Origin of the sequence: Sediminicoccus sp. KRV36 (genome assembly GCF_023243115.1) — a bacterium.
GTDB lineage: Bacteria > Pseudomonadota > Alphaproteobacteria > Acetobacterales > Acetobacteraceae > Roseococcus.
This window is the reverse complement of record NZ_CP085081.1, coordinates 4,431,548-4,456,110: the sequence shown is the minus strand read 5'-3', so window position 1 is coordinate 4,456,110 and position 24,563 is coordinate 4,431,548. Positions and strand designations below refer to the sequence as shown.

15 protein-coding genes are annotated in these 24,563 nt (G+C 66.4%); 5 read left to right on the top strand and 10 right to left on the bottom strand.

Annotated elements, in window-relative coordinates; translation table 11 throughout:
• Positions 1–103 precede the first annotated feature (103 nt).
• A complete protein-coding gene (locus LHU95_RS21190) occupies positions 104–1,081 on the top strand; it encodes a class I SAM-dependent methyltransferase (RefSeq protein WP_248708946.1) in 978 nt (325 codons plus the stop codon).
• A gap of 7 nt (positions 1,082–1,088) precedes the next feature.
• Positions 1,089–2,483, top strand: a complete 1,395-nt coding sequence (locus LHU95_RS21185) for an oligosaccharide flippase family protein (RefSeq protein WP_248708945.1) — start codon at positions 1,089–1,091, stop codon at positions 2,481–2,483.
• Here LHU95_RS21185 and LHU95_RS21180 read toward each other — a convergent pair.
• Positions 2,446–3,648, bottom strand: coding sequence for a glycosyltransferase (locus LHU95_RS21180; RefSeq protein ID WP_248708944.1), 1,203 nt, complete (start codon positions 3,646–3,648; stop codon positions 2,446–2,448). The two genes, LHU95_RS21185 and LHU95_RS21180, sit on opposite strands and share 38 nt — an antisense overlap.
• A 218-nt stretch (positions 3,649–3,866) precedes the next feature.
• Here LHU95_RS21180 and LHU95_RS21175 point away from each other — a divergent pair, with 218 nt between their 5' ends.
• A complete protein-coding gene (locus LHU95_RS21175) occupies positions 3,867–5,378 on the top strand; it encodes an exopolysaccharide biosynthesis polyprenyl glycosylphosphotransferase (protein ID WP_248708943.1) in 1,512 nt (503 codons plus the stop codon).
• Positions 5,379–5,396: 18 nt separating this feature from the next.
• Here LHU95_RS21175 and LHU95_RS21170 read toward each other — a convergent pair whose 3' ends face one another.
• From LHU95_RS21170 to LHU95_RS21160, 3 genes are read right to left on the bottom strand one after another with little or no spacing between them, the layout of a single operon-like run.
• Complete coding sequence (locus LHU95_RS21170; protein WP_248708942.1) at positions 5,397–7,595, bottom strand: fused MFS/spermidine synthase; 2,199 nt, start codon at positions 7,593–7,595, stop codon at positions 5,397–5,399.
• A complete protein-coding gene (locus LHU95_RS21165) occupies positions 7,592–8,671 on the bottom strand; it encodes a glycosyltransferase family 1 protein (RefSeq protein WP_248708941.1) in 1,080 nt (359 codons plus the stop codon). Before LHU95_RS21165 ends, LHU95_RS21170 begins: the two co-directional genes overlap by 4 nt.
• A gap of 7 nt (positions 8,672–8,678) precedes the next feature.
• Positions 8,679–10,040 carry a right-handed parallel beta-helix repeat-containing protein gene (locus LHU95_RS21160; protein ID WP_248708940.1) on the bottom strand — a complete coding sequence of 454 codons (1,362 nt, stop codon included), beginning with the start codon at positions 10,038–10,040 and terminating at the stop codon, positions 8,679–8,681.
• A 223-nt stretch (positions 10,041–10,263) separates the two neighbouring features.
• On the opposite strand from LHU95_RS21160, the gene LHU95_RS21155 reads away from it, so the two are divergent.
• Both LHU95_RS21155 and LHU95_RS21150 read left to right on the top strand, forming a co-directional pair.
• The gene (locus tag LHU95_RS21155) at positions 10,264–11,043 is read left to right on the top strand and encodes a class I SAM-dependent methyltransferase (protein WP_248708939.1); all 780 of its coding nucleotides are present in this window, start codon (positions 10,264–10,266) and stop codon (positions 11,041–11,043) included.
• Positions 11,040–12,017, top strand: a complete 978-nt coding sequence (locus LHU95_RS21150; protein WP_248708938.1) for a glycosyltransferase — start codon at positions 11,040–11,042, stop codon at positions 12,015–12,017. Before LHU95_RS21155 ends, LHU95_RS21150 begins: the two co-directional genes overlap by 4 nt.
• Positions 12,018–12,034: 17 nt before the next feature.
• Here the strand turns inward: LHU95_RS21150 and LHU95_RS21145 are convergent, their stop codons facing one another.
• From LHU95_RS21145 to LHU95_RS21120, 6 genes are all read right to left on the bottom strand, one after another.
• The gene (locus LHU95_RS21145) at positions 12,035–13,138 is read right to left on the bottom strand and encodes a sterol desaturase family protein (protein WP_248708937.1); all 1,104 of its coding nucleotides are present in this window, start codon (positions 13,136–13,138) and stop codon (positions 12,035–12,037) included.
• Positions 13,139–13,639: 501 nt separating this feature from the next.
• Positions 13,640–16,729 carry an efflux RND transporter permease subunit gene (locus tag LHU95_RS21140; protein ID WP_349292637.1) on the bottom strand — a complete coding sequence of 1,030 codons (3,090 nt, stop codon included), beginning with the start codon at positions 16,727–16,729 and terminating at the stop codon, positions 13,640–13,642.
• Position 16,730: 1 nt separating this feature from the next.
• Positions 16,731–19,910, bottom strand: coding sequence for an efflux RND transporter permease subunit (locus tag LHU95_RS21135; RefSeq protein WP_248708936.1), 3,180 nt, complete (start codon positions 19,908–19,910; stop codon positions 16,731–16,733).
• On the bottom strand, positions 19,907–21,244 hold the full coding sequence (locus LHU95_RS21130) for an efflux RND transporter periplasmic adaptor subunit (protein WP_248708935.1): 1,338 nt from the start codon (positions 21,242–21,244) through the stop codon (positions 19,907–19,909). Before LHU95_RS21130 ends, LHU95_RS21135 begins: the two co-directional genes overlap by 4 nt.
• Before the next feature lie 18 nt (positions 21,245–21,262).
• Entirely contained in the window at positions 21,263–22,672 is a 1,410-nt protein-coding gene (locus LHU95_RS21125) for an efflux transporter outer membrane subunit (protein WP_248708934.1), read from the bottom strand.
• A gap of 499 nt (positions 22,673–23,171) precedes the next feature.
• The gene (locus LHU95_RS21120) at positions 23,172–24,410 is read right to left on the bottom strand and encodes an MFS transporter (protein WP_248708933.1); all 1,239 of its coding nucleotides are present in this window, start codon (positions 24,408–24,410) and stop codon (positions 23,172–23,174) included.
• Positions 24,411–24,563: the final 153 nt, after the last annotated feature.

Sequence of the window (24,563 nt, the reverse complement as noted above, 5' to 3'; positions counted from 1 at the left end):
AGTAGCAACCAGGAATCGAAGTGCCAGTGGTTGAACCAATTGGCCGACACTTGGCCAGGATACAGAGCACTACTTCCGCAGACGGGCAAAGGGGGTCGTTAGCATGTCATGGACGGGCAGAGCCTTGCACCGCGCTGCGCCAGTCATCGACTTCTTGATTACGCCGGCGGTGTGGGCCGCAGCCCAGACGCTCATGATGGTGCGGCGGTTGACGCCGCCCCAGGCCCCGCGTGCGATGCGGGTCCTCGACCGGATAGGGCTCTATCCATTGGTGGACCACTATTACGAGCCTCTCATCAACATGAGCCGGCTGCGCCACCCGCTGGATGAACCGCGTGACCTTCCCGGCATTCAGCTTGATCTGGCCGCGGCGGCGGCGCTGCTGGAAGACCTCGCGCCCATCGCCGAACTGCAGGACGTGCCCTTTGAGGCACCGCCCTCCGGCCCGCCGGCCTATCACTGGGACAGTACCATGTTCGGCCCGCTCGACGCGCTGGTGCTGCATGGCATGATCCGACGGCACCGTCCGCGCCGAATTCTTGAGGTCGGCTGCGGCATGTCCACTTTGGTTGCCTTGCGCGCGGCCGCGATGAACACCGCCGAGGGCGCAGACACCTGCGTTCACACCTGCATTGAACCGTATGAAAACCCCTGGCTCGCCGAGTTGCCGGTCTCCCTGGTGCGGCAGACCGCGGAGGCCGCTGACCTCGCCTTGATCGATGCGCTCGAAGCCGGTGATATCCTGTTCATCGACAGTTCGCACATGATCCGGCCGCAAGGCGACGTCCTGACGGAAATCCTCCATTGGCTCGGTCGGCTCCGGCCCGGTGTCCTGGTGCATATCCATGACGTGTTCACCCCGCGCAACTACCCGGAGGAATTGATCCGTCACTACCGCTTCTTCTGGAATGAGCAGTATCTGGTTGAGGCGTTTCTGGCATTCAACGCGCGTTTCAGCGTGCTGATGCCGCTGCATCACCTCCATGCCACCCATCCAGACCTGACGGCGCGCCTGTGCCCCCAGCAAGGACGACCGAACGCAACCTTGCCAAGTTCGTTCTGGATTGGCTGCACTGGCTGACCGCACGATGAACTACGGCAAAAACGTCGGCGCGCAGGCGATCAGCCGCATCCTGTACATACTGACCGGGGCCATCGTGTTCGTGCTGCTGGCGCGGCTGTTGGGGCCTGAGCAGCTTGGGGCATATGCCTGGGCCGTGACCACCCTCTCGGTCGCCTGCAGCCTCGCTGACCTCGGCATGACGCCCATCCTTGCGCGTGACCTGGTGATGACGGGCGACAAGCGGCGCGAATACCTGGCCAACTTCCTGGTTCTGCGGCTGATCCTGGGACTGCTGGCAAGTGGCGTCGCGGCGATCGCGGTCGCCCTGCTTGCTCCTGACCCGGTGCGTGCGGTGCTGCTGATCTGCATGCCGGCGCTGCCGCTTCTGGCAGCGCGCTTTTTCGACCCCGTGTTCCAGGTGATCGGGCGGCCCTGGCTGTCGCTGCTTGTCGCGGCTGGCTTTACCGTGGTGGCGATCGCGACAACGCTCGCGGCGCTTTTGTGGCCGGATCCATTGCCGATGGCGGTGCTGGCCTATGTCAGTGCGGGCGTGCTGTATGGCGCGGCTGGACTTGCGCTGACCGTGGTGCTGATGCGGCCAGCGTTCAACGCCGTGAGCCTGGCCGGCATTGCCGTGGTCGTGCGCGCCGTCCTGCCCATGGCACTGTCGGCGTTGATCGCAGCGCTGTCGTCCCGCATCGATCTGTTCGTCGTGGCGGAGCTTGGCACACCCGAGATGCTGGGCCTCTATGGGGCGGCCGGACGTTTCATCGATCTGGGGATTGCGGTTGTGGTCACGGTGCTGACCCCCTTGATGGCGATCTTCACCGCCCTCGCCAACGACCGGGAAAGGCTGCTTCTGGGCTTTGATGCGATGATGCGGCTGATCGCGACGTGCTCGCTCGTGGTTGGCCTGCTGGCCATCGGTTTCGCGGCACCGGTGCTGACGTTGGTCTATGGCGATGCCTTCGCGCCGGCATCAGCCACGCTGGCCTTGTTCGGCTGGCGCATCGGGCTCGCATTCGTCAATCTGACGGTCTTCGCCCTGGTGCTGAGCGTGGCACCGATTGGCTATTCGGTCTGGAACATGCTGTTGGCGCTGCTGGTCACCGCGGCATTGTCCTGGCTGCTGGTGCCGTGGATCGGCATAGAGGGAGCCGCCCTCGCCACGCTGGTGTCCGAAGTGGTGCAGCTCACCGTCAACCTCGTGATGGCGCGGCGGGCCGTCGGGCGCGGACTGGAGCCGGTATGGTGGCGGCGCTTCCTGCTGGCGGCGCTGCCCGCGATCCTGATGTGCTTTGCGCCGCTGCCAGGCCCGGTCTCGGCACTGATGGGGGTGCTCTTGTTTCTGGGGCTTCTCGCGTGGCTGCGGGCCTTGCCTGTCAATCCGTTGCCGGCACTGGCCTTGGCGCGGGCTTGATCCCGCGGCGGACAGACGGCAGCCAACTCGTCAGCAGGTCTTCGTAGGCGTCCAGCACCGCAGGCCAGGTGAAGGCCTCGGCGTGGCGTGCCCGGGCCGCCGTGGCGAGCGGGGTGAGATCCGCATCTGGCGCCAGCAGACGGCTGAACGCTTCGGCACAGTCTTGCACATCGGAGAAATAGGCCATCTCCGGTCCCGCCACCCAGCGGTTGAATCGGTTGTCATGGGCCAAGATCGGGTTCCCCGCCCCAAGCGCCTCAACCAGGGAGGGATTCGTGCCGCCCACACGGTGGCCGTGTACATGCAGCGACGTATGCGCGCGCAACGCGCGGATCGTCGCCGGGTCATAGATGGCTCCCGCGAAGCAGACTTCGGCGGAGGCGGCCGCGCGCACCGCCTGATGGTACGGGCTCCGCTCCAACTGACCGAGCACGACCAAATCCATGCCACGCGGCTTCTGCGAGAAGGCGGCAACGACGTCCAGCAGACCATTCTCGGGTTCAGGCCGCGCGATGAATGTCGCGTAGCGTCTTCCTGCCAGGCCGAGCTTGGCCAAAGGCGCGGGATCGGCGGTCACCAGGGCGTCGGCGCCGTAGGGAATGACCGTGATGCGCTCATCCGGGGTGTGGCGTGACAGATGGGCGGCTATGGCTGGATGGTCCGCGATCATGTGGTCCGCGGCGAACCGCGCGATGCGTTCATTCAGCCAGAACCAGGCCTTGACGGGGCGTGACCACTTCTCCCGGCGCCATTCGATCCCGTCCATGTTGATCAGATGCGGAATGCGGGCTGCGCGCGCCAGCAATCCGAAGACGGCCGTGTTGTAGCCCAGGGTCAGCACGAGGTCGCTCTGCCGCAGGGCGCCGAGCGTGGCGCGCAGATCCGTCTCCATCGTGCCCAGGGCTCCGCCGGTCCAGGGCGTGTAGTGGGTGAGGTTCACACCCTGCCATGCGGCAGGATGCGGGCCCTGACCCTGTGATTGGCATGCGACAGTGACCTGCCAGCCACGCGCCACGAGATGCAGGGCCAGCCGCTCCGCGAATGTCTCGAAGCCTCCATGGGCGGCGGGAATGCCCCGCGTTCCGAGGATCGAGAGCCGCCCCACGCTGGGTTTCGGCGCCGCCGGCATGGAGTTCGGATCGGGGAAACTGGTCGGCAGTGCCATGAGCCTTCTCCCGCGACGAATGCCCCGTTCGACACCCCGCGCCATCATGGTCGCAATCGTTATTATGAAAGCACGACATAAATCGCTTTGTAACTGAGCAAGTATGCGATAATTTTAAGGAATGCCCTCGCAATGAGCTGGACACAGTCGGTTGGGATGAATTTATGCGTAGGATTTAATCTCAGACTGGCCAGCACGCAAAAAGCAGAGTGTCAAAGATGTCCGAACCGACGCTTGGCAGACCCTGGAGCGAATTTGGCCGCGCTGACTGCGTTTTCCCACAGTCGGCGCGTCCTCGCCTCCATATGCAGGCCCTGTTTCGGGGCGGCGACATAGCGGCTGTCCTCCTGGCTGAGGTGCTGGCTCGGGCGATTGCGGGCGATCCAGGGCATTGGTTCGAAGGTTTCAGGCCGGTGGTCATGGTTGGCCTGGCCTTGCTGTTCTCGTTCGTTGCAAATGCGCGCGGCCTGTATAATGATGAAATCGCAATGTTTCACGACCTCCCGGCGGGTGCGGTGTTCGGGGCATGGCTGCAAACATGTGGCCTGATGGCATTGTTGCCTTTTCTGGTCGACATCGCCTCCCCCGGTATCGTCGGCGTTGTTTTCGGTGATCTGAACGCGACGCTGAGCGAGCGGAACGGCCTGATACTTCTGCTTTTTCTTGCGCCAGCTCTGGTTCTGGTCACCCGTACGGGGCTGATGGCCCTGTGCCGGCACACGGGCCTGCGGGCACGCGCAGCCTCCCGTGCGCTGATATTCGGCAGCGACAATGAGGCCCGAAGACTGGCGAGCACCCTGGCGAGGAATGAAGCGGCGGGCATGGCGATTGTTGGCTTCATCGTGATGCCGGGCCAGGCGGCGCCGGCAATGCTCGATGGGTTGCCGGTTCTCGTCCTCGATGACGCTGCCTCGGCCGGGGTCGAGCGGCTGCATGCCGACTGCGTGCTGCTCTCCTGGCGGATGTCGCAGGGCGTCGCCCTGGAGGAGGTGACGCGTCTGCTGGCGCCGCTGCCGATCGCGCTGAAGCTGGTTCCGGATCTGGCGCTGCACGGCATGCCGATGCAGCAGATCGATACGCGTTCACAAGTGCCGATGGTCGTGATTTGCGCCCCGCCGCCGCCGATTTGGGCGCGAACACTCAAGCGGATCGAAGATCTGATTCTGGCTCCGCTGCTGTTGCTGTTGCTGATGCCCGTCCTGATCGCGACCGCCATCGCGATCAAGCTCGACTCGCCAGGCCCGATTTTCTTCCTCCAGCGCCGGGTGGGGGTCGGGGAACGTCAGTTCACCATGCTGAAATTTCGGACCATGTATCATGACTGCGCCGATGCGGCCGGCTGTGTGCAGACAACGCGCAATGATCCGCGGGTGACGCGCGTGGGGGCGATCCTGCGCCGATTGAACATTGATGAGTTGCCACAGCTGGTGAATGTGATCTTTGGCGACATGTCGCTGGTCGGGCCGCGCCCCCATGCCTTGCAGACGCATGTGGGGGGGCTGCGCTTCGAGCAGGCCGTCGCGATCTATTCAGCCCGGCACCGGATACGGCCGGGCATGACCGGATGGGCGCAGGTCAATGGCTGGCGCGGGGAGACGGATACGCTTGAAAAGCTGCAGCGCCGCGTCGAGCATGATCTCTGGTACATCCACAACTCGACCATTGGTCTCGACCTGCTGATCCTGATCCGGACCATCCTGGCCATGGCGCGAGGCCGCAACGCCTATTGATGGGCTTGCGCCATCGGCTCACCGCATCAAGCCGCGGTGCCGCAGCAAATAGTATTCATTATACGGCCGATCATCGGTGATCCGTGGCGTCCCGGCCGGGTCGGTCAGGATATCCCTGACAGACACGCGCCGCGCGAGGATCGCCCTCGTCACCTCCTCGATCGTGCGGCCGGGGAACCATTCCATCAGGTCAGCCCGCGCCGCCTCTGGCATCCGGGCCAGCAGCTCGGCGGGCGTCAGCACGCGGATCGGCCGCATCGAAGCCAGCACATGGATGCCCCAGTTCTCGACCGACCAATAGATCTCCACATGGGGAAAAGCCTCCGCCAGCGACAGCAGGCTGGCCCGCAGGATCGGCTGGTTTCCGGTCTGAAGCCACTGGTGCATCAATCCGCCGGGCGCCAGCCGCCCCTTCACCGCTTCGTAAAACTCGGTCGAATACAGCAGGCTGGAGCCAGCGGCCTCGGGCGGTGGCGGTGGATCCACCGCGATGACATCGTAATTGCGGCCGGCGCGTTGCAGAAACCGCCGGCCGTCATCGGCGATCAGCGTGATGCGCGGGTCCGCCGCAATCGCAGCGGCATCGGCATGGAAGAAGCCGAAGGTGTCGATCACGGATTGCGCCAGATCGACACCGACCGCCTCGATCCCCCAGCTGTGCATCGAACGCAATGTGGTGCCCATGCCAAAGCAGATCGCCGCGGCTGACTGGGCGGCCCCGTGCTCGGCCAGGGTCAGATGCGCCATGACTTTCGTGATCGGCGTGAGCTTCGCGATGCCCGTCCCATTGACCAGCAGGCCGCGATCCATGCCCTGCCCGAAGGCGACGACCGTCGCGACGTGGTCGCGATGCACCTCGCGCGGGCCGCTGCGGACGGCGCCCTCCTCATAGCTGTGGCTGAATGCCCCGCCGATGACGAGCAAGGCTGCGGCCGTGATCCCGACGCCAACGCGCCGCGCCGCGCCGGCCGTGGCGCTCGACAGCGACACGGCGGCCATGACCAGGATCGGGCCGGCGAGCACGATCTGCGCGACCCGCACATCCAGGAAAGGCAGCAGGAGATAGCCGGCAACGAGCGGCCCAAGAATGCCGCCCAGGATGTTCAATCCGTAGCAGCGGCCCGCCAGATCGGGATTGCCCTGGGAGTATTCATCAACAAGGCGGGGCGTCAGATAGCCCAGGATGAAACAGGCCGGCAGGATGCTGGCCAGCACGATCACCGTGCTCGCCTGGATGGCCGGGTCGTTCAGCACCACCGGTAGCAGCACCGCGAGACCGAGGGCCTGCAGCAACCCGGCATTGCCCGGCGCCTTTGGGCTGTTGTGCTGCACGCGATAGGCCAGCGAGCCGAGCCAGGTCGCCAGCAGATAGGTCGCCAGGATCATGGCGAAGGCGTAGATCGTGGTGTGCAGCACGAAGGTGAAGGCGCGCGTCCAGACCACCTCCAGCGCCAGGCTCGTGAAGCCGGTGGTGAACAGCACCCATAGGCGCCAGGACCCGGCAGGCGCTGTTGCTGCCCGGCGGGCCATGGTGGCCAGCGGCAGCGGCGCATGCGGCACCCGACGGGCAAGAACCAGGGCAGCGATGGCAATGCACAGGTTCAGGCCCGCCGCGATCTTCCATGTGTGCGAAAAACCAAAGACCTCGATCAGCACGACCGCGGTTGCGATGGTGCCGAGCATCGCGCCGATCACATTCGCCAAATAGAGGAAGCTGAAGCTGCGCGTATCATCGCGCTTCGCCTGGCGCAGGAAATCCATCATCAGGGGAAGCGTCGCACCCATCATGATGCAGCAGGGGAGCAGCGCTGCGGCAATGAACAGCGCCGACAAGGCGAGATAGCGCGATGAACTGGACGCCCCCTGCGTCAGCAGCCAGTCGCTTCCTGCACTGAACATCACCGGTACGACGAACGCGCCGAGGCCGATCAGCAACTCGGCTGCCGCGTAGAGCCATACGGGCGAAATGCCGAACCGCGCGCCCAGGTGCCGGGCGACCGGCCCGCCGAGCCAGGTTCCGATGCCCAGGCCCACCATGAAGACCGACAGCACGACCGACAGCACGGGCGTGATCACGCCAAACTCAGCGAAGGCGAGACGCACCCAGACGATCTGGTAAACCAGCCCACAAAATCCTGATGCGACGAACATGACGAAAAGAGTGACGTCGAGGCCGGCAGCGCGGATCAGCTTTGGCGAAGAAGGGGGGGCTGTCACCGCTTGACCTCAGTCGCGACGGCGTCGAGAGCCGCGGCGCTTCTGGCCCAGTCGAATTGCGCAAGATGCGCCGCCACCAGCACTGGATCGGGCGTGAGTTCGCCGACGACCGCGCGCCGCATCAACCCTTCGAGGGTCGCTGCCGCATCGGGGCTTGTCGGGTCGAAGTAATGGGTGACGGTACCGCCCGCCTCCATGATCGCACCATGCGCGGAGGCGATGACGGCCGTGCCACTGGCCAAAGCTTCGACAACGGGGATTCCAAATCCTTCGCCCAGGCTGGGGAAGATCAGCGCCGTGGCGCCGGCATAGAGGCCGCTCAACAGCGCAGGCGAGGCATCGCGCAGATGCACAACCCCCGGTGCTTCGGCAAGCGCCTGCGGCAGATCGCCGACATCGGTGTCTTCCCGACCGACAACGACGAGGCGTATGCTTTCCGCCCTCAATGGCGCGCTGGCGGTCAGGGCCAGGCCGATATTCTTGCGCCGCTCAAGCCGCCCGACACATAGAAAATACGGTTGCAGCGCCTGGATATACGCCAGGTCTTCATCCCCCGGCGGTGCGGGTGGGGCGGCGGCTGCAGGCGCCAGGTGGATACGCCCCTCCGGCACGCGATAGCGCTGGGCGATCTCGGCTTTCGCATGGCGCGTGCAGGTGAGGATGGCCGCCGCGCGCCAGGCGCTCAAACGGCACAGCAGTTTCAACCGCCAGCGCATCAGAGGTGGAAAAAAGCCGGGATTACTCTCGAACAGCAGGTCATGCAGCACGACGATCTGACGCGCGGGACAGAGTGGTGGCGCGACATAATTGGTCACCAGCGCATCCAGCCCGTGCCGCACCGCGGCAAACGGCCAGAACAGGAGCAAGCGCGCAAGGCGCCCTTTTGCGCCGATGCGGCGGTGCTCAAAGCAGGGTGCGGGATATTGCGCGCGAGTCGCCGAAGGGTCGGCGGAATAGATCACCCAGGTGTGGCCGCCGGGCGTCTTTGGCAGATGCAGGAGCACATTCTCGGTCCAGGTGCGGCTCCCCTGGAATTTGCCATCGAGGACATGCGCGTCGATTCCGATCCGCGCCATTCGTGACTCAGGCGGTGGGCTGAAGCGCGCCGATCGGCGGCAAGGTCAGGGCCGCGCCGAGCAGATCGCGCGTCACGGAGACCCCATTGGCATTGGACCCCGTGCGGGTCGCTGGCAGGCGCGGGCGCAGCCCCGCTGGATCGGGTGGATCCGCCATGAGGCGTTGCGGATCCGCGAACATCGGATCGGCCGACAGGTCAGGCCCGCCGGGTTTGGCCGCGTTCCAGGCCGCAAGCCCGCCGAGGCGGGTCGCATTCCAGACAAAAGCTGTTCCATTGCCGGCGTGGTGGTAAAGATTTCCGGCCATCTCGCGTGTCCGGCGCGCGGCGAATGGATCGACATAGACGCAAGCGACGGGCGCCCGCCGCGTCACCACCAGATTGTTGCGCAGCACATTGTCAAAGACGTGATCGACATTCTTGGTGAAGTCGCTCGCCAGGACCAGATCGGCCTTGTAGGCGTGCCGTCCGCCGCTGTCCCGCATATTGTCGTAGAGCGTGTTGTTATCCACGCGGTTCTGCGCGGCATCAAACAGCACGATGCCGGCACCGTCATTGCCGAAACACAGGTTGAAATAGACCTGATTGCGGTCGCACCACTGGTCGAGCTGGATGCCGTTGCCATCCTGACCTGTCGTTTCCTTCTGGCCCCAGATGATGTTGTAGCGAATGATGTTGTCCTTGCCGGCATCCTGCCTGGCATCGCGCGCAAAGGTATGGATGCCCGAGGTTCCGCTCAGCCCGTGGCCATTGTCCCAGACCAGGTTCTTTTCGACGATGTAGCGGTTGCCGTTGATCTCCACCCCATGCATGACATTGCGCGCGATGCGGTTGCCGGAGATCAGCGTCTCCTCGCCCACCGGTGCGTTGATGACATCGATCGCGACGCCATGGGTCTGGTTGTCGTGCAGGAAGTTATCGATGAACCGGTGCCCGCCGCCCGCGCCATCACCAATCCAGAGGCCGAGGCCACATTGCCGCACAGTGCAGCCTTCGACGGTGATGAAGGCCGAGCCGCGGCGGACGATGACACCTGAATGCCGCGCACGCTCAATCACCAGGCCGCTGAGTTTTACATGCCTCGCACCCTCCAGCACGATGGAGGTGCGCACGACAACGCCGGGCCCGCCGCGCACCACGATCGGACGTTCCAGCGTGCCACGGGATGTGATGACCGCCGGCAAGGAATAGGTTCCAGGGCGCAGTACCACCTCATCGCCGGGGCGCAGACTTGCCCAGGGCACGGTGGCGAGTGAGACAAAGGAACCGCCTGTTCCAACATCAACCACCTGCGCCGTTGCCCGGTGGGGGAGGATGAGGGCGGGCGCACCGAAGACCAGGCGATGAAGAGCGCGGCGTGGAATGCTCATCATGCCTTGCCTCATCTACCGTCCTGCCCTGGATGTCGGGCCCACTGCTGATCGGCAGTTTTCCTGGCTGAAGCGGAGCATCCCGTTGACCACCTGTTTGATCCTTGATGCCTGGCCGGCGGATATATACGCTTGAAAAACATCGTATGTATTATGCCCACGGGTCAATGTATTTTCACGTGCCCATTGCCCACCCGCTGGCTGATGGCTAGGTTTTCGTGACATGGCAGATGTTTCCGTTGAGCACCTGATTCACCCCGAAATAGCAGCCGGCGGATACCCGCGCGGCGACCACCGTATGGCTTACATCTTGAGGGTCAACGCCCTTTTGCACCCGGATATGGTGGTGCTGGATTTCGGTGCAGGACGTGGCAAATGGTCGCAGGATCCAGTTCCCTTGCGGCGCTGGCTCGGGGATTTCCGTGGCCGTTGCGCCCGCGTCATCGGCTGCGATGTTGACCCCGATATCGCCGAAAACCCCCAGGTCGATGAAAAACTGCTTCTGGCACCCGGCGCGGCCTTGCCGCTGGCCGATGGCTCGGTCGATCTCATTTCCGCGTTCTCGGTGCTGGAACATGTCGAGGATGAGGTGTTCTGGGCACAGGAACTCGACCGTGTGCTGCGGCCGGGCGGCTGGCTTTGTGCCTGGACGCCGAACAAATGGGGCGCCATTGCGGTGGGCGCGCGCCTGATCCCGTCATCGCTGCATGCCGCTGTGCTGCGCCGCCTGGAGCCGCGGCGGCAGGAGGAGGACAGCTTCCCCCCCGTCTACCACATGAACACCCCGGCCGCGCTTCGCCGGCTTTTCCCGGTCGATCGCTATGAGCATTGCAGCTATCTCTACGTGGGCAGGCCCTTCTATCACCTGGACAAGGTGGCCGTGGCGCGGGCTTGGCAAGCGATCGGTTGGCTGACGCCGACGCCGCTCAAACCCTATATGATGGCCTTCATCCGCAAGCGCGGTGGCACGGTGCGGGAGGGGGCCTGGCCCATAGGCCGATGACGGCCGTGGCGGCCGGGCATTCCCATGGCGCGCCCGCGATTTCGGTCCTGATCCCGACCTTCAACCGGCGCGAGATCGCGTTGCGTTGCATCGCGGCGCTGGACGCACAGCAACTGCCACCCGGCACCATGGAGGTCATCATGGTCGATGATGGCTCAAGCGACGGGACAGCCGCTGCGATCCTGGCAGCGGGGGCACGCATGGCGACGCCGATCACCTGCCTCACACAGAGCAATGCCGGTGCCAATGCCGCGCGGAACCGCGCCATCGCCGCGTCTCGCGCGCCGCTGGCGCTGTTCCTGAACGACGACAGCATCGCGGCGCCTGGCATGGTCGCCGAGCACCTGCGCCAGCACGCCGCTCATCCCGCGGAGACAGATGCCGTGCTGGGCGGTTTGCTCCTTCCGGAGGCGCCGCCGCCTGGTCTGTTTGAAGTGCTGCATCACGATGCAGCCCTGGCCGTGCGGCCGGCGGGAGAGGATCTGGGCTGGCGCGCCTTCTACACCTTCAACCTCTCGGTCAAGACGTCCCTGCTGCGGCGGCATGGGGGCTTCAATCCAGACCTGCGTTGGCATGAGGATATCGAATTCGGCCGGCGGCTCAGTGCGGATGGCCTGCGCGTGCTTCATGCCCCCGCGGCGACTGCTGTTCATCTGCACCCGATGAACGAGGCAGGGTGGCTTGGCATTGCAGACCGTGAGGGCCGTGCGCTCGCCGCCTGGCTGGTGCATGAGCCTGGCCTGCGGGATGAATTGGTGCAGCTTGGGCTACATAGCCTCAAGCTGGGCACTCGGGCGCCACGCCACGCGATGGCGGATCTTGTGCTGAAGCTGCTCACCGAGCCGGCTGCCCTTTGGGTGGCGCGGCGGTTGGCGCGGCGCCAGCCCAAGGCGGCAGCAGCAGTATACCGGAAATTGTTTCAGGCGCGGAAGCGCCGCGCCATCGATGCGGCCTTGCCGGACGGGTTTGTCTGAAGCGACCTTGCCGCCCGTCAGTCCCCGCTGGTCATCTTCGTGCCGCGCCCCGGAGTCGGCAAAAGGCGCCACAAGCCGCGCAGCCATTCGACGAGATCCCGCCAGGCTTCGACATGCAGACGCCCCGTATTTGTGGACGCATCGTTGACGCCCAGGCGTTCCACGCTAACCGCCAGCCGTGGGTCGGCAAAGGTGCCGAACAGACGGTCCCAGATGGCCGGTATGCCCAGGTTGCGTCCGTAGAAATTGGGGTCATCGGAATGGTGCATCCAGTGACCCGCAGGCGGGATCAGGATCCAGCGGCCAAACCAACCCCAATGCCAGCCGATATTCGAATGGATCAGGTGCAGATAGGCCAGAACAAAAAGCCCGATTCCGGTCACCGCGAGGGGGGGCAGATCGAACAGGGCAAAGGGCCAGACCTTGAAGAAAGCCTCGATCGCCGGCGCGACCGGATGGTTTCGCCAAAGGTTCAGCGACGTCATCTCGGTCGCTGAATGGTGCATGCGGTGCAGCGGCCAAAACATGCGCGTGTGAAAAAACCGGTGAGACCAGTAGTCGGTGAAGGTGAACAACACGAAGGCAAGGGCCACGTCCGCGACCACGCTCCCGGTGTGCAGGCGCATGCCGAACAACCCGCACAGGACGATCAACTGGGCCGTCAGCGCAGTGACCAGGATCATCCCGCCCAGGGTGAAGATCTGGGTCACGAACTTCCACAAGCCGCCGAGATGCAGAGTGAACATCAGCAGATCATAATTGGCCGAGGTGGAGCGCCCCGACATCAACCGCGCGAAGGACGAAGTCCGCCAGCCGCACAGGGCGGCCTCAAGCAGCATGACCGGCAGGATTGCGAGGCACAGCAGCGCTGCCTTGTTCAGGGCCAACATCAGGACCGAATCGCCACTCATGCTGATGCCGAGCGGCAGATCACGCAGCAGGGCTTCCATCGCGGAGGCGCCTGAGGCCCGCCACTCCGGCAGGAAAGTGAAGCCCAGAAACAGCGTCAGTCCGAGAAGAAACACACAGAACGCGGCAGTCAGCCATAATGCCACCGCGTGACCGGGCCGGTCTTCCGCACGCGATGTGTGGAACGGATGGCGTGGCTGTGGAGAATGCATCGCCTTTACAATACCAATCTCGGATGGGGCGAAGCAAGCGTGGCATCGCCTTGGGAGGGCGCATGACGCGCCCGCAGGACATGGCTTCCGGGTCCGGCAGCCAGCCCTGCGGAAGCTGCTGATTGTCATGGGGGGCGGGGTCGTCAGACCCTGCCCCTTGGATGCACCCGCCTTGAGCTGGCATGCGGTTGTGATCGCCAGCGACAGTGGCGCCGAGCTGACCTCGCTCGCCATGGTGTGCCGGCGGCAGAAGAATGGCGGTGTCTGGCACGACATTGCGCTGGAACATCTACCCATGGAGCAACGACGACAACGCAGCCCGCCCGCATACGAGCCCCAGCGGGCTTACCCCAGCAGCCATCCGAGTGCAGAACCGGCTCTGTTCACGAATGACGGCACTTTGGGGGCCGGACCAGGTCATGGTGACGTCAACCTGCTTGTGCTGATGGGGCGACCCGGCCGCCCCCGCCGTGTTTCGCAGTTCTGGCCCGCCGGCGTGCCCTATTCCGCCGGCACCGCGGCCAGACTTGCGCGGCGCCCACCCGCGAGCCGCTCCAGTGCCAGATACACGACGGGCGTGGTGTAGAGCGTCAGCAATTGCGAAAGCAGCATGCCGCCGATGATCGCGATGCCGAGGGGTTGGCGCAATTCGCTGCCCGGCCCGGTGGCGAGTGCGAGCGGAATGGCGCCGAACAGCGCGGCCAGCGTCGTCATCAGGATGGGGCGGAAGCGCTCGCGGCAGGCTTCCAGGATGGCCTGCTCGCCTGGCTCGCCACCTTCGCGTTCATGATCCAGCGCGAAATCCACCAGCATGATCGCGTTCTTCTTCACGATGCCCATGAGCAGGATCACGCCGATCAGCGCGATCACGGTGAAGGGCGTGTTGGTCACCATCAGCGCGACCAGCGCGCCAATGCCCGCCGTGGGCAGAGTGGAGATGATGGTCAGCGGGTGGATCAGGCTCTCATAGAGGATGCCCAGCACCAGGTAGATGCTCAGAAGGGCCGCGAGGATCAGCACCGTCTGCCCGGTCTGGAAGGACTGGAACACGCGGGCATTGCCGGCAAACTCACCGCGCACGGAGGGCGGCATGTGGATGGCGCGCTGGGCCTGCTCGATCAGCACGGAGGCCTCGCCGAGTGCCACGCCGGGTTGCAGGTTGAAGGTGATGGTGGCGGCCGGGAACTGTCCCTGATGGGTGATGGAGAGCGGCGCGCTGGCGCGTTCCAGCCGGGCAAGGGCGCCGATGGGAACCTGCACGCCACCCCGGCCGGGCACATAGATCCGCTCCAGCTGGCGCGGATCCTCCGTCAGGCTCGGGTCCACCTCCATGATGACGCGATACTGGTTGCGGGTGCGGTAGATCACGCTCACCTGGCGCTGCGCGAAGGCATTGTTCAGCGCCTGGCCCACGGCCTGGACACTGACGCCCAACCGCGTCGCCGCGTCGCGATCCACCACGAGGCGGGAGACGAGGCCGGCGCGCTCCTGGTTGGAGGAGACATCGGCCAGTTGCGGGAGGGTGCGCAGCTGCCGCACCAGGGTTTCTGTCCAGCTTTGCAGCTCCTCCAGGCTCGGCGAGAGCAGCACATACTGGAATTGCGCATTGCCGGCGCGGCCGCCCACATTGATGTCCTGCACCGCGCGCAGGAAGGTCTGCGCGCCCGGCAGGCGGCCCAGCGGCGCGCGCAGGCGGTTGATCACATCATTGGCGCTCACCCCTGGCCGCTCCTCCAGCGGCTTGAGCGAGACGAACATCCGGGCCGAGCTGCCCGAATTGCCGCCGCCACCGCCGATGGACACGCCGAGCGAGGCAACGGCGGGGTCGCGCAGGATGATCTCGGCGGCGCGCTGCTGGATCAGCATCATGCTCTGGAAGGATGTGTCGGGCGAGGCTTGGACCGTGCCCGCGATCAGCCCGGTATCCTGCTGCGGGAAGAAATCCTTGGGCACGATGATGTAGAGCCAGACAGTTACGCCGACGAGACTGAGGGTAAAGAGCAGCATCAGCGCCCGGAACCGCAGCGCCACTTTGAGGCTGCGGATATAGCCCCCCACCAGCGCATCCATCCCGCGCTCGAACCATCGGCCGAACCAGCCGGGCGGGCGCTCCGTCGCCGGTGCCAGACGGGCCGCGATCATCGGCGTCACGGTCAGCGAGATGATGGCCGAAAAGGCCACGGCGATGGCCAGCGTGACCGAGAATTCGCGAAACATGCGGCCGACGATGCCCTGCATGAAAAGCAGCGGGATGAAGACCGCAATCAGCGAGAGCGTGATGGAAATCACGGTAAAGCCGATGCGCCTGGCACCTTCGATCGCCGCCGGCAGCGCCGCCATGCCCTTGGCCCGCATGCGCGCCATGTTCTCGATCATGACGATCGCATCATCCACCACGAAGCCGACGGAAATGGTCAGCGCCATGAGCGAGAGATTGTCCAGCGAATAGCCGATCAGCCACATCACCGCGAGCGTGCCGAGCAGCGAGAGCGGGACTGTGATGGCCGCGGCGATGACCGCCGCCCGCTGCCGCAGGAACACCGCCACCACCAGCACCACCAGCAGGATGGAGATGACCAGCGTGTGCTGCACCTCCTGCACGCTGGCGCGAATGGTCTCCGAGCGGTCGCGGATGGTGTGGACGTTTACGCCGGCCGGCACCCAGCGCTGCAGGTCGGGCAGCAGGGCCTGGATGCCGTCCACCACCTCGATCACATTGGCATCGGGCTGCTTGAAGATCACCATGATGACCGCGGGCCGGCCATTAAAGGTGCCGCCCTGCCGCCGGTCCCGCACACCCAGCTCGACATGGGCGACGGAGGAAAGCCGCAGGATGGCGCCGTTGGAGGCGCGGAGGATCAGGTTGGCATAGTCCTCCGGCCGCTCGATCCGGTCATTCACCGAGATGGCGCCGGCCTGCTCGGCGCCGTCGAACAGGCCGGTGGGCTGCGTGACATTGGCCGCGGTGATGGTGCGGCGGATATCCTCGAAGCCGATGCCGGCCGCGGCCGCGGCCTCGGGGTTCACCTGCACCCGCACGGCCGGCTGCTCCGCACCCGTGACCAGCACCTGCGCCACCCCTTCCACGCGGGCGATGCGGGGGGAGATGATGCTGTCCACCGCGTCATAGACGGCGCCCGGCGCCAGCGTGTCCGAGGTGACGGCCAGGATGAGGATCGGCGCATCGGCCGGATTTGCCTTGCGGAAGCTGGGCGGGTTGGGCAGGCCGGCTGGCAGGTCGGTGCCGGCCGCGTTGATCGCCGCCATCACGTCCTTTGCCGCATCCGCCACGCGCCGGTTGAGGTCGAACTGCACGACGATGGAGGTGCTGCCGAGTGAGGAGGTGGAGGTCATCTCCGAGACGCCGGCGATGGCGCCCAGCCTTCGCTCAAGGGGGGCCGCGACAGAGGCGGCCATGATGGCGGGGTCGGCGCCTGGCTGGCTCGCGCTCACCACGATGGTCGGCATGTCCATGCGTGGCAGCGGCGCGATGGGCAGCGCGAAGTAAGCCGTGATTCCGGCCAAAGCGAGCCCGACCGCCAGCATCGTGGTGGCGATGGGGCGGCGGATGAAGGGCTCGGAGATGTTCACTCTATTCGGCCGCTGCCGGTGCGGGCTTCTCCGGCCCAGCGATCCGCAGGCGCAGGCGTTCCAGCGCCAGATAGATGACCGGCGTGGTATAGAGCGTGATCACCTGGCTCAGCAGCAACCCGCCAATGACCGAGACGCCGAGCGGCAGGCGCAACTCGCTGCCGGGTCCATGGCCCAGCACCAGCGGCACGGCGCCCAGCAGCGCCGCCATGGTGGTCATCATGATCGGCCGGAAGCGCATCACGCAGGCCTCGTAGATCGCATCCTCCGGGCTGCGGCCGTGCTCGCGCTGCGCGGAGAGCGCGAAGTCGATCATCATGATCGCGTTCTTCTTCACGATCCCCATCAGCAAGACGATGCCGATCAGCCCCACCACCGAAAGATCGAGCCCGAAGGCCCAAAGCGCCAGCAAGGCGCCGATGCCGGCCGAGGGCAGGGTGGAGAGGATGGTGATGGGATGAACCACACTCTCATACAGCATGCCGAGCACAAGATAGATCACCACCACCGCCGCCAGGATCAGCCAGGGCTGGCTGGAGAGCGAGGCGGTGAATTCCGCCGCATCGCCCGAGAATTCACCGGTCACCGTCTCGGGCAGGCCGAGGGCCGCTTCCATGGCGCGGATCTCGGTCACGGCATGGCTGAGCGAAACGCCGGGGGCGAGGTCAAAGCCAATGGTGACGGCCGGGAACTGGTCCTGCCGCGTGATCGTCATCGGCCCAGAGCGGCGGCTGATGGTGGCGATGGCCGAGAGCGGCACCTGGTAATTGCCGCTGCCGCTGGCGGATGTGGCCGCGACGGTGGAGCCCGCCGTCACCTGGGTGGCGCCCGTGCTGCCCCCCTGTCCGCTGGCCGCGCCCGGCACGCGGAGCTGGCCGATCATCATCGGGTCATCACGCATTTCGGGCGAGGCTTCGAGCACGACGCGATACTGGTTGCTCTGCGCATAGATGGTGGAAATCTGCCGTTGACCGAAAGCGTCATAAAGCACGTCATCCACCGCCTGCATCGTCACGCCGAGCTGCGCCGCGCGGTCGCGGTCCACCTCGACATGAATGCGCAGGCCCCCTTCGCGCTGGTCGCTGCTCACCTGGCGCAGGCTGGGTGCCTCGCGCAGGCGTGCTACGAGGCGCGGCGCCCATGCCCGCAGCCGCTCCGCGTCGGAATCGGTCAGCGTGTACTGGAACTGCGTGCTGGTGACGCGCGCGCCGATCTGGATGTCCTGCACCGCCTGGATGCGCGTCTCGATCCCGGCGACGGCTTCCAGCCGTGGCGTCAGCCGGGCCGCGATCTCCTGTGCCGAGGCGCTTCGCTCGGCGCGCGGTCGCAGGATGGCGGTGATGCGGCCGGTATTCTGCGCCGCATTCACCGTGCCCGCCCCCGCGATCGAGGTGACGCCCGTCACATCCGGATCCTGCCGGACCAGGGCGGCGACCTGCTGCTGCAGCACCACGAGCCGCGCGAAGGAGGCATCCTCGGGCCCTTCCGTCGTGATCACCAAAAGCCCGGTATCCTGCGCCGGCAGGAAGCCCTTGGGCATGACGACGTAAAGCGCCACGGTGCCGGCCAGCGTCGCCGCTGTGAGCAGCAGCATCAATCCCTCATGCCGCAGCACCCAGGTGAGGCTGCGCGCGTAGTGCCCCCGCATCCATTCGAAGCCACGTTCGGCCACGCGCGCCACCCAGCCTGGCTGGTCCTGCCCGGCCGGGCGCAGCAGGCGGCCGGTCATCATCGGCGTCAGCGTCAACGAGACGAACATGGAGACGACGACCGCAATGGTCAGCGTGAGCGCGAATTCCTGGAAGAGCCGCCCCACCACGCCGCTCATGAAGAGCAGCGGGATGAATACCGCGATCAGCGAGACGGTGAGCGAGACGATGGTGAAGCCGATCTGCCGCGCACCCTTATAGGCGGCGGCCAGCGGCTTCTCGCCCTCCTCGATGAGGCGGACGATGTTCTCGATCATCACGATGGCGTCATCCACCACGAAGCCGGTTGCGATGGTCAGTGCCATGAGCGAGAGATTGTCCATCGAGAAGCCGCAGAGCCACATCACGCCGAAGGTGCCGATGATCGAGAGCGGCAGCGCCACGCCTGGCACCAGCGTCGCCCGCCCGGTGCGCAGAAACAGGTAGATCACCGCGATCACCAGCAGGACCGAGAGGATCAGCGTGAACTGCACCTCATGCACCGAGGCGCGGATCGTCTCGGTCCGGTCGGAGACAATGGTGAGGACGATGCCGTTGGGCAGCGCGCCCTGCAGATTCTGCAATTGCACCCGCACGCGGTCCACCGTCTCCACGATATTCGCGCCGGGCTGGCGCTGCACATCGATCAGCACGGCGCGCGCGTCATTGAACCAGGCGGCGTTGAGCGTGTTCTCCAGATCCTCGATCGCGCCGCCGAGATCGGAGATGCGCACCGGCGCGCCATTGCGCCAGGCGATGACGAGATCGGCGAAGCCCTGGGCCGAGGTGATCTGGTCATTGGCCATGACCGAGGAGGATTGGCGCGGCCCGTCCAGCGCGCCCTTGGGCCCCGCCTGGTTGCCGCCCACCACGGCGCTGCGGATATCCTCCAGCGAAAGCCCGTAGGCGGCGAGCCGGCGTGGATCGGCCTGGATGCGCACGGCCGGCCGCATATTGCCCTGCACCGTGACGCGGCCCACGCCGCTGACCTGCGAGAGGCGTTGCGCCAGCAGGGTATCGGCCACATCCGAAAGCGTATGGATCGGCCGTGTATCGGAGGTGAGCGCGAGTGTGAGGATCGGCGGATCGGCCGGGTTCACCTTCGCGTAGGTGGGCGGGTAGGGCAGGTTCAGCGGCAGGGTGCCGCGCGCCGCGTTGATCGCCGCCTGCACATCCTGCGCCGCGTCATCAATGTCCCGCCCGAGGTTGAATTGCAGTGTGATGCGCGAGGTTCCGGGGCTGCTGACCGAAATCAGGTCCGCCAGCCCAGCGATCTGCGCGAGCTGCCGTTCGAGCGAGGCGGTGATCTGCACGGCCACCGTCTCGGGCGAGGCGCCGGGGAGCTGCGTCGTCACCTCGATGGTCGGGAAATCCACCTCGGGCAGGGCCGAGACCGGCAGCCGCAGATAACCAAAGAGGCCGATCAGCAGCACCGCCACTGCCAGCAGCGAGGTGGCGACGGGCCGCGCGATGAAGGGCGAGGAGAAGTTCACGGCGCGGCGGCGGCGGGGGGCGTGCCCCGCCGGCCCTGGCCCGCTTCGGCGGGTGGTCCGCCCGGGCGGCGGCGGCGCGGCTCATTCGCCGGCACCACGGGCTCGGTGACCGCCACCTGGCTGCCGGCGCTGAGGCGCAGCCCGCCCGAGGTGACCACGCGCTCGCCCGCTTCCAGCCCGCGCGTCACGACGGCATCGCTCGTGGTCAGCAGGCCGAGGGTGATCGGGCGCTGCTCGACCGTGTCATCCGCCTTCACGACGAAGCCATAGGGCCCGTCCGGGCCGCGCTGCACGGCCACCAGCGGAATCGCCACGACATCGCGCAGGGTGGCGACCAGCATGCGCAGATTGACGAAGGCGCCCGGCCAGAGCTGCCGGTCCGGGTTGGGGAAGGTGGCCTTGAGGCGAATGGTGCCGGTGGTCGAATCCACCGTGTTGTCCGGTGTCAGCAGCACGCCATTGGCGCGCACCGAGCCATCGGCCGCGATCACCTGCACCTCCACCGGCCCGGCATTCATCGCCGCGATGACGCGCGGCAATTCCTGCTGCGGCAGCGTGTAGATCACCGAGATCGGATCCACCTGCGCCACCAGGACGAGGCCATTGGCATCGCCCGCGCGCACGATATTGCCCTGGTCCACCTGGCGCAGGCCGACGCGGCCATCGATCGGAGAGCGGATGGTGGTGAAGTCGAGCTGCACGCGCGCGGCGGCGATGGCCGCCTCATCGGCCTGCACCAGGGCCTCGTTCTGCGCGACCAGGGCGCGCTGCGTGTCGAGCTGCTGGCGGGAGGCGCCATTGCTGCGCACCAACCCGGCGTAGCGTTCGAGGTCGAGCCGCGAATTGGCCAGCACCGCCTCATCCTGGGCCTTCTTCGCCTCGGCCTGGGCAAGGGCGGCGGCGTAGCTGCGCGGGTCAATCCGCGCCAGCACGTCGCCGCGGCGCACCTCCTGGCCTTCGGTAAAGGCGACTTCGACCAGGATGCCATCCACCTGCGAGCGGATGGTGATGGCGTTCAGCGCCTGCACCGTGCCGAGCGCGTCCAGCTGCACGGGGATGTCCCTGCGCTGCGCGGCGCTCGCGGTCACCGGTACGGCGCCGCCCATGCGGCGGCCACCCGGCGCGGTTGCGGCGGGCTGCGTGGTGAAGCGCGCGGAAATTTGCGGCCAGTACCACCAGGCGGCACCCCCAGCTGCCGCCAGCAGCAGCAGCAGCACCAGCCAGCCCTTGCCGCCACGGCGCGCGGGTTCAGGCGCGGGCAGGCTCGGGCGCTCTGCCGACGCGGGCAGCGCCTTCTGCCGTGGTGGCTCGATCGGCATGGGGGTATCGGGCATGGCGTCTTTCCCTCGGCCTCAGCTCCAGCCGCCGCCGAGCGCGCGAAACAGGCCGACAGCGGCCTGCAGCCGCGCCAGGCGCACCTGGGCGAGATTGTTGCGAGCGTTGAACAGCGTCTGCTGGGTGATCAGCAGCGCGAGAAGATCAATCGTGCCGGCGCGCAACTGCGCCTCGGAGATGGCATAGGCGCGCTCGGCGCTGCGGGTCGCGGCGGCTTGCAGGGTTTCCTGCTCGGTGGTTTCGCGCAGCGCCACGATGGCATTCTCCACATCCACCAGCGCGGCGACGATCGCCGCCCGGTAGTTCTCCAGCAGCTCTTCGGCCTGGGCCTGGGTCAGCCGGTATTGGGCGCGAAGCTGGCCCAGCTGGAAGATGGGTTGCGTCAGCCCGCCCACCAGCGAAAACAGCGACGACCCCGGCCGCAGCAGGTTTTCCAGCGCCAGGTTCTGGAAGCCGCCCTGCGCGCTGAGCGTGACGGAGGGGAACATCGCCGTCCGCGCCTGCTCGACGCTGGCCTGGGCCGATGCCAGTGTCGCTTCCGCCAGACCGACATCGGGCCGGCGCTGCAACACCTCCGACGGCAAGCCGGGCTGCACCGGCGGCACGCGCACATCGCCAAGGCTGAGGCGCGGCACCGGCACCGCCTCGGGCACCTGACCGGTCAGCGTGCCGAGCGAATAGGTGTTCTGCTGGACGGATTGCCGCAGCGGCGGGACGGCGGCGCGCTGCTGCTCCACCAGCGTCTGCTGCGTCGCGATGTCGAGGCCCGTGCTGGTGCCGGCGTTTGCGCGCTGCTGCAGGATGGCCAGCACCCGCTCCGCCGCCGTCAAATTCTGCTGCTGGATCGCCAGTTGCTCGCGCGAGGCCAGGATCTGGAAATAGGTATTGGCCACCGAGGCCTCGGTGGTGAGCGTGATGGCGCCGACATCGAAGCGCGTGGCCTGGAGATTCTGCTGGGCGGCCACGAGGGCCGCGCGATTTTTGCCCCAGAAATCGATCTCATAGGCGGCCTGGAGGCCCGTCGCATACAAGGTGCGATGGGTGAAGCGGCCGCGCGCCGCCGCCCCGTTGAGGTTGACGGCTGTCGCGGTGGAAAGCGGCGTCTGGCTGTGCGTGACGGTGCCGGTGAGGTTGCCGCTGGGCAGCAGGGCCTGGCCGGTGATGCGGATTTGCGCATCCGCTTGGCGCACCCGTGCAACCGCGGCGCGGATGTCAAAATTGGCCGTCACAGCCTGTTGCATCAGCGCATCCAGCTCGGGCGAGCCGAAGCCGCTCCACCAGGCGGGATCAGGCCAATTTGCGGCGTCAGCGGAAGCGGCGCTGAACTGCGCCGGCAGGGCAACCCCTGAAGCCGGATCGGGGCGGAACGTCGAACAGCCAGCCAGCGCCAGGAGGGCCGGGAGCAGGAACATGCGTCGGGGGGACAAGGGCGGCGGGTTCATTCAGCCAGACATGGTGTGGAAGCGAAGGGACGACAGCAACTGTTACCTTTCGCAAAGCTCAATGGCTGCACCAAGGGCTCGCGGCGCGGCACGGAGACACCCTCATGGCGAACACCCCCGCTGGCCAGCGGTTGCATGCCAGAAGCGCCTGATCGCGCATTTTTATGCGTCCGCATCTTCGAAAGTGCCGATGGATATGAACGTGGATGGCAGCACCACGGCTGCGCCATCAAGACACGGCAAGGCCGCCGCTTGATGCAGGATGATCCGGCGAGATCGGGAGAGGCACGCGAAGTCACCGGCGCAGATGATGATGCGGGTTCATCCTCCCCTTCCCAGGACGCTCGGGCATGGGCGAGGCGCAGGGGCAGGTCCCGCCATCGCTGCGGATGCGAGCGACGCCGATTTGGCCTTCACGGGGAGAGACTGCGGGCCACTCCAGCGGCAGGGTATCCACCTCCGTCTGCCCGATGGCCTGGGGCCGTCATGGCCCATTCGGCGCTGACGTTGCCATGCGAGACAGCAGCCCGCCCACCAGGGCAAGCTGCGCCAGATTGAACCCGATCCCCACCCACCAGGCGGCTGCGTAGAAGCCGACGGCGTCGTAGATCACGCCCGCCAGCCAGGCGCCGAAGGCCATGCCGGAAAGGCTGCACAGCAGCAATGCCGGCACGCGCCAGGTCACCTCCACTGCGGGAAAAAGCTCCCGCACGGCCAGCACATAGGCCGGGACCAGGCCCGCGAAGCCCAGACCGTAGGCGGCCGCGGCGAAGAACAACCCTGCCTCGTCCTGCGTGGCGAGGAAGCCCAGCATGCCCAGCAACTGCGCCAGGCCGCCGAGCAGAACAGTCCACAAGCCGCCAATCCGGTCCGAGATCCACCCCCAGAACTGGCGTGAGAGGAAGGCCGCAAGCAGCAGAACCGACAGCATCGCCGCCCCGCGCGAGGTCGCGATGCCCAGGTCTCCGCAAAACGCGACCAGATGGGCCGCCGGCATGGCCATGGGCACGCAGCAGAGGAAGCTGCCGGCGGCGATCAGCGCCAGGGCCTTGTTCGGCGTCATGCCGAGAACCTGCGCGCCGGGCACGAGGCGAATGCTGCCAACGCCCACCACCGGTACCGGCGGAGGGCGCAGGAACAGGGCCGCAAGCGCCACAATGATGGCCGACGCCATGACGCCGTAGATCAGCATGGTGCGCTGCCAGCCAATCACCGCCATCACGCGCTCGAAAAGCGTCGGCCAGACGAAGCCCGCGATGTATTGCCCGGATGAGACCAGGGCCAGCGCCGTCCCCCGACGCCGATCGAACCACAGCGAGACGTAGGCCAGCATGGGTGGGAACAGCGCCCCATTGCCGAACAGCCCAACCCCCACGCCGATGCCCAGCAACAGCGACCACGGCTCGGCCAGGGATGCGATCGCGAGGCCGCCCAGGATCGCGACACCCCCCAGGATCGCCACAGCCCGCTGGCCAAAGCGGCCGGCCAGCAAGCCGCACAGCACCCCGCCCACGCCCGTGCCCAGATAGGCAAGCGACGTCGCAAGCGACGGCAGCGACCGGCCGGCCCCCAGCGTCTCCGCGATGGGCACGAGGCCGATGACGACCGTCATGGGCGCGCCGGCGGCCAGGGCGAGCATGGTCAGTGTCGTGAAGGCGATGATCCAGGAATGCCGCGTCTCGATGCTTCCGGAACTGGTCGCGCCCTTGGTCGCGCTTGGCATGTCGTTCTCTCCCGGGCGAAGTTTCCCTGTCACTCGCAGGACGGGCAAGTCTGCCGGGGCCAGAAAACGCCGGCTGCGTGGCGTGTCGCCGGTCGCTGGAACAGGTGAGATCCCTGTGCGGATGCGGCGCGGGGCAGGGCCCCCGACACCTCA

What these genes read in the sequence shown, in the direction of transcription:
- LHU95_RS21190 (WP_248708946.1), top strand. Translation starts at nt 104, where the DNA reads ATGTCATGGACGGGCAGAGCCTTGCACCGCGCTGCGCCAGTCATCGAC.
- LHU95_RS21185 (WP_248708945.1), top strand. Translation starts at nt 1,089, where the DNA reads ATGAACTACGGCAAAAACGTCGGCGCGCAGGCGATCAGCCGCATCCTG.
- LHU95_RS21180 (WP_248708944.1), bottom strand. Translation starts at nt 3,648, where the DNA reads ATGGCACTGCCGACCAGTTTCCCCGATCCGAACTCCATGCCGGCGGCG.
- LHU95_RS21175 (WP_248708943.1), top strand. Translation starts at nt 3,867, where the DNA reads ATGTCCGAACCGACGCTTGGCAGACCCTGGAGCGAATTTGGCCGCGCT.
- LHU95_RS21165 (WP_248708941.1), bottom strand. Translation starts at nt 8,671, where the DNA reads ATGGCGCGGATCGGAATCGACGCGCATGTCCTCGATGGCAAATTCCAG.
- LHU95_RS21160 (WP_248708940.1), bottom strand. Translation starts at nt 10,040, where the DNA reads ATGAGCATTCCACGCCGCGCTCTTCATCGCCTGGTCTTCGGTGCGCCC.
- LHU95_RS21155 (WP_248708939.1), top strand. Translation starts at nt 10,264, where the DNA reads ATGGCAGATGTTTCCGTTGAGCACCTGATTCACCCCGAAATAGCAGCC.
- LHU95_RS21150 (WP_248708938.1), top strand. Translation starts at nt 11,040, where the DNA reads ATGACGGCCGTGGCGGCCGGGCATTCCCATGGCGCGCCCGCGATTTCG.
- LHU95_RS21145 (WP_248708937.1), bottom strand. Translation starts at nt 13,138, where the DNA reads ATGCATTCTCCACAGCCACGCCATCCGTTCCACACATCGCGTGCGGAA.
- LHU95_RS21130 (WP_248708935.1), bottom strand. Translation starts at nt 21,244, where the DNA reads ATGCCCGATACCCCCATGCCGATCGAGCCACCACGGCAGAAGGCGCTG.
- LHU95_RS21120 (WP_248708933.1), bottom strand. Translation starts at nt 24,410, where the DNA reads ATGCCAAGCGCGACCAAGGGCGCGACCAGTTCCGGAAGCATCGAGACG.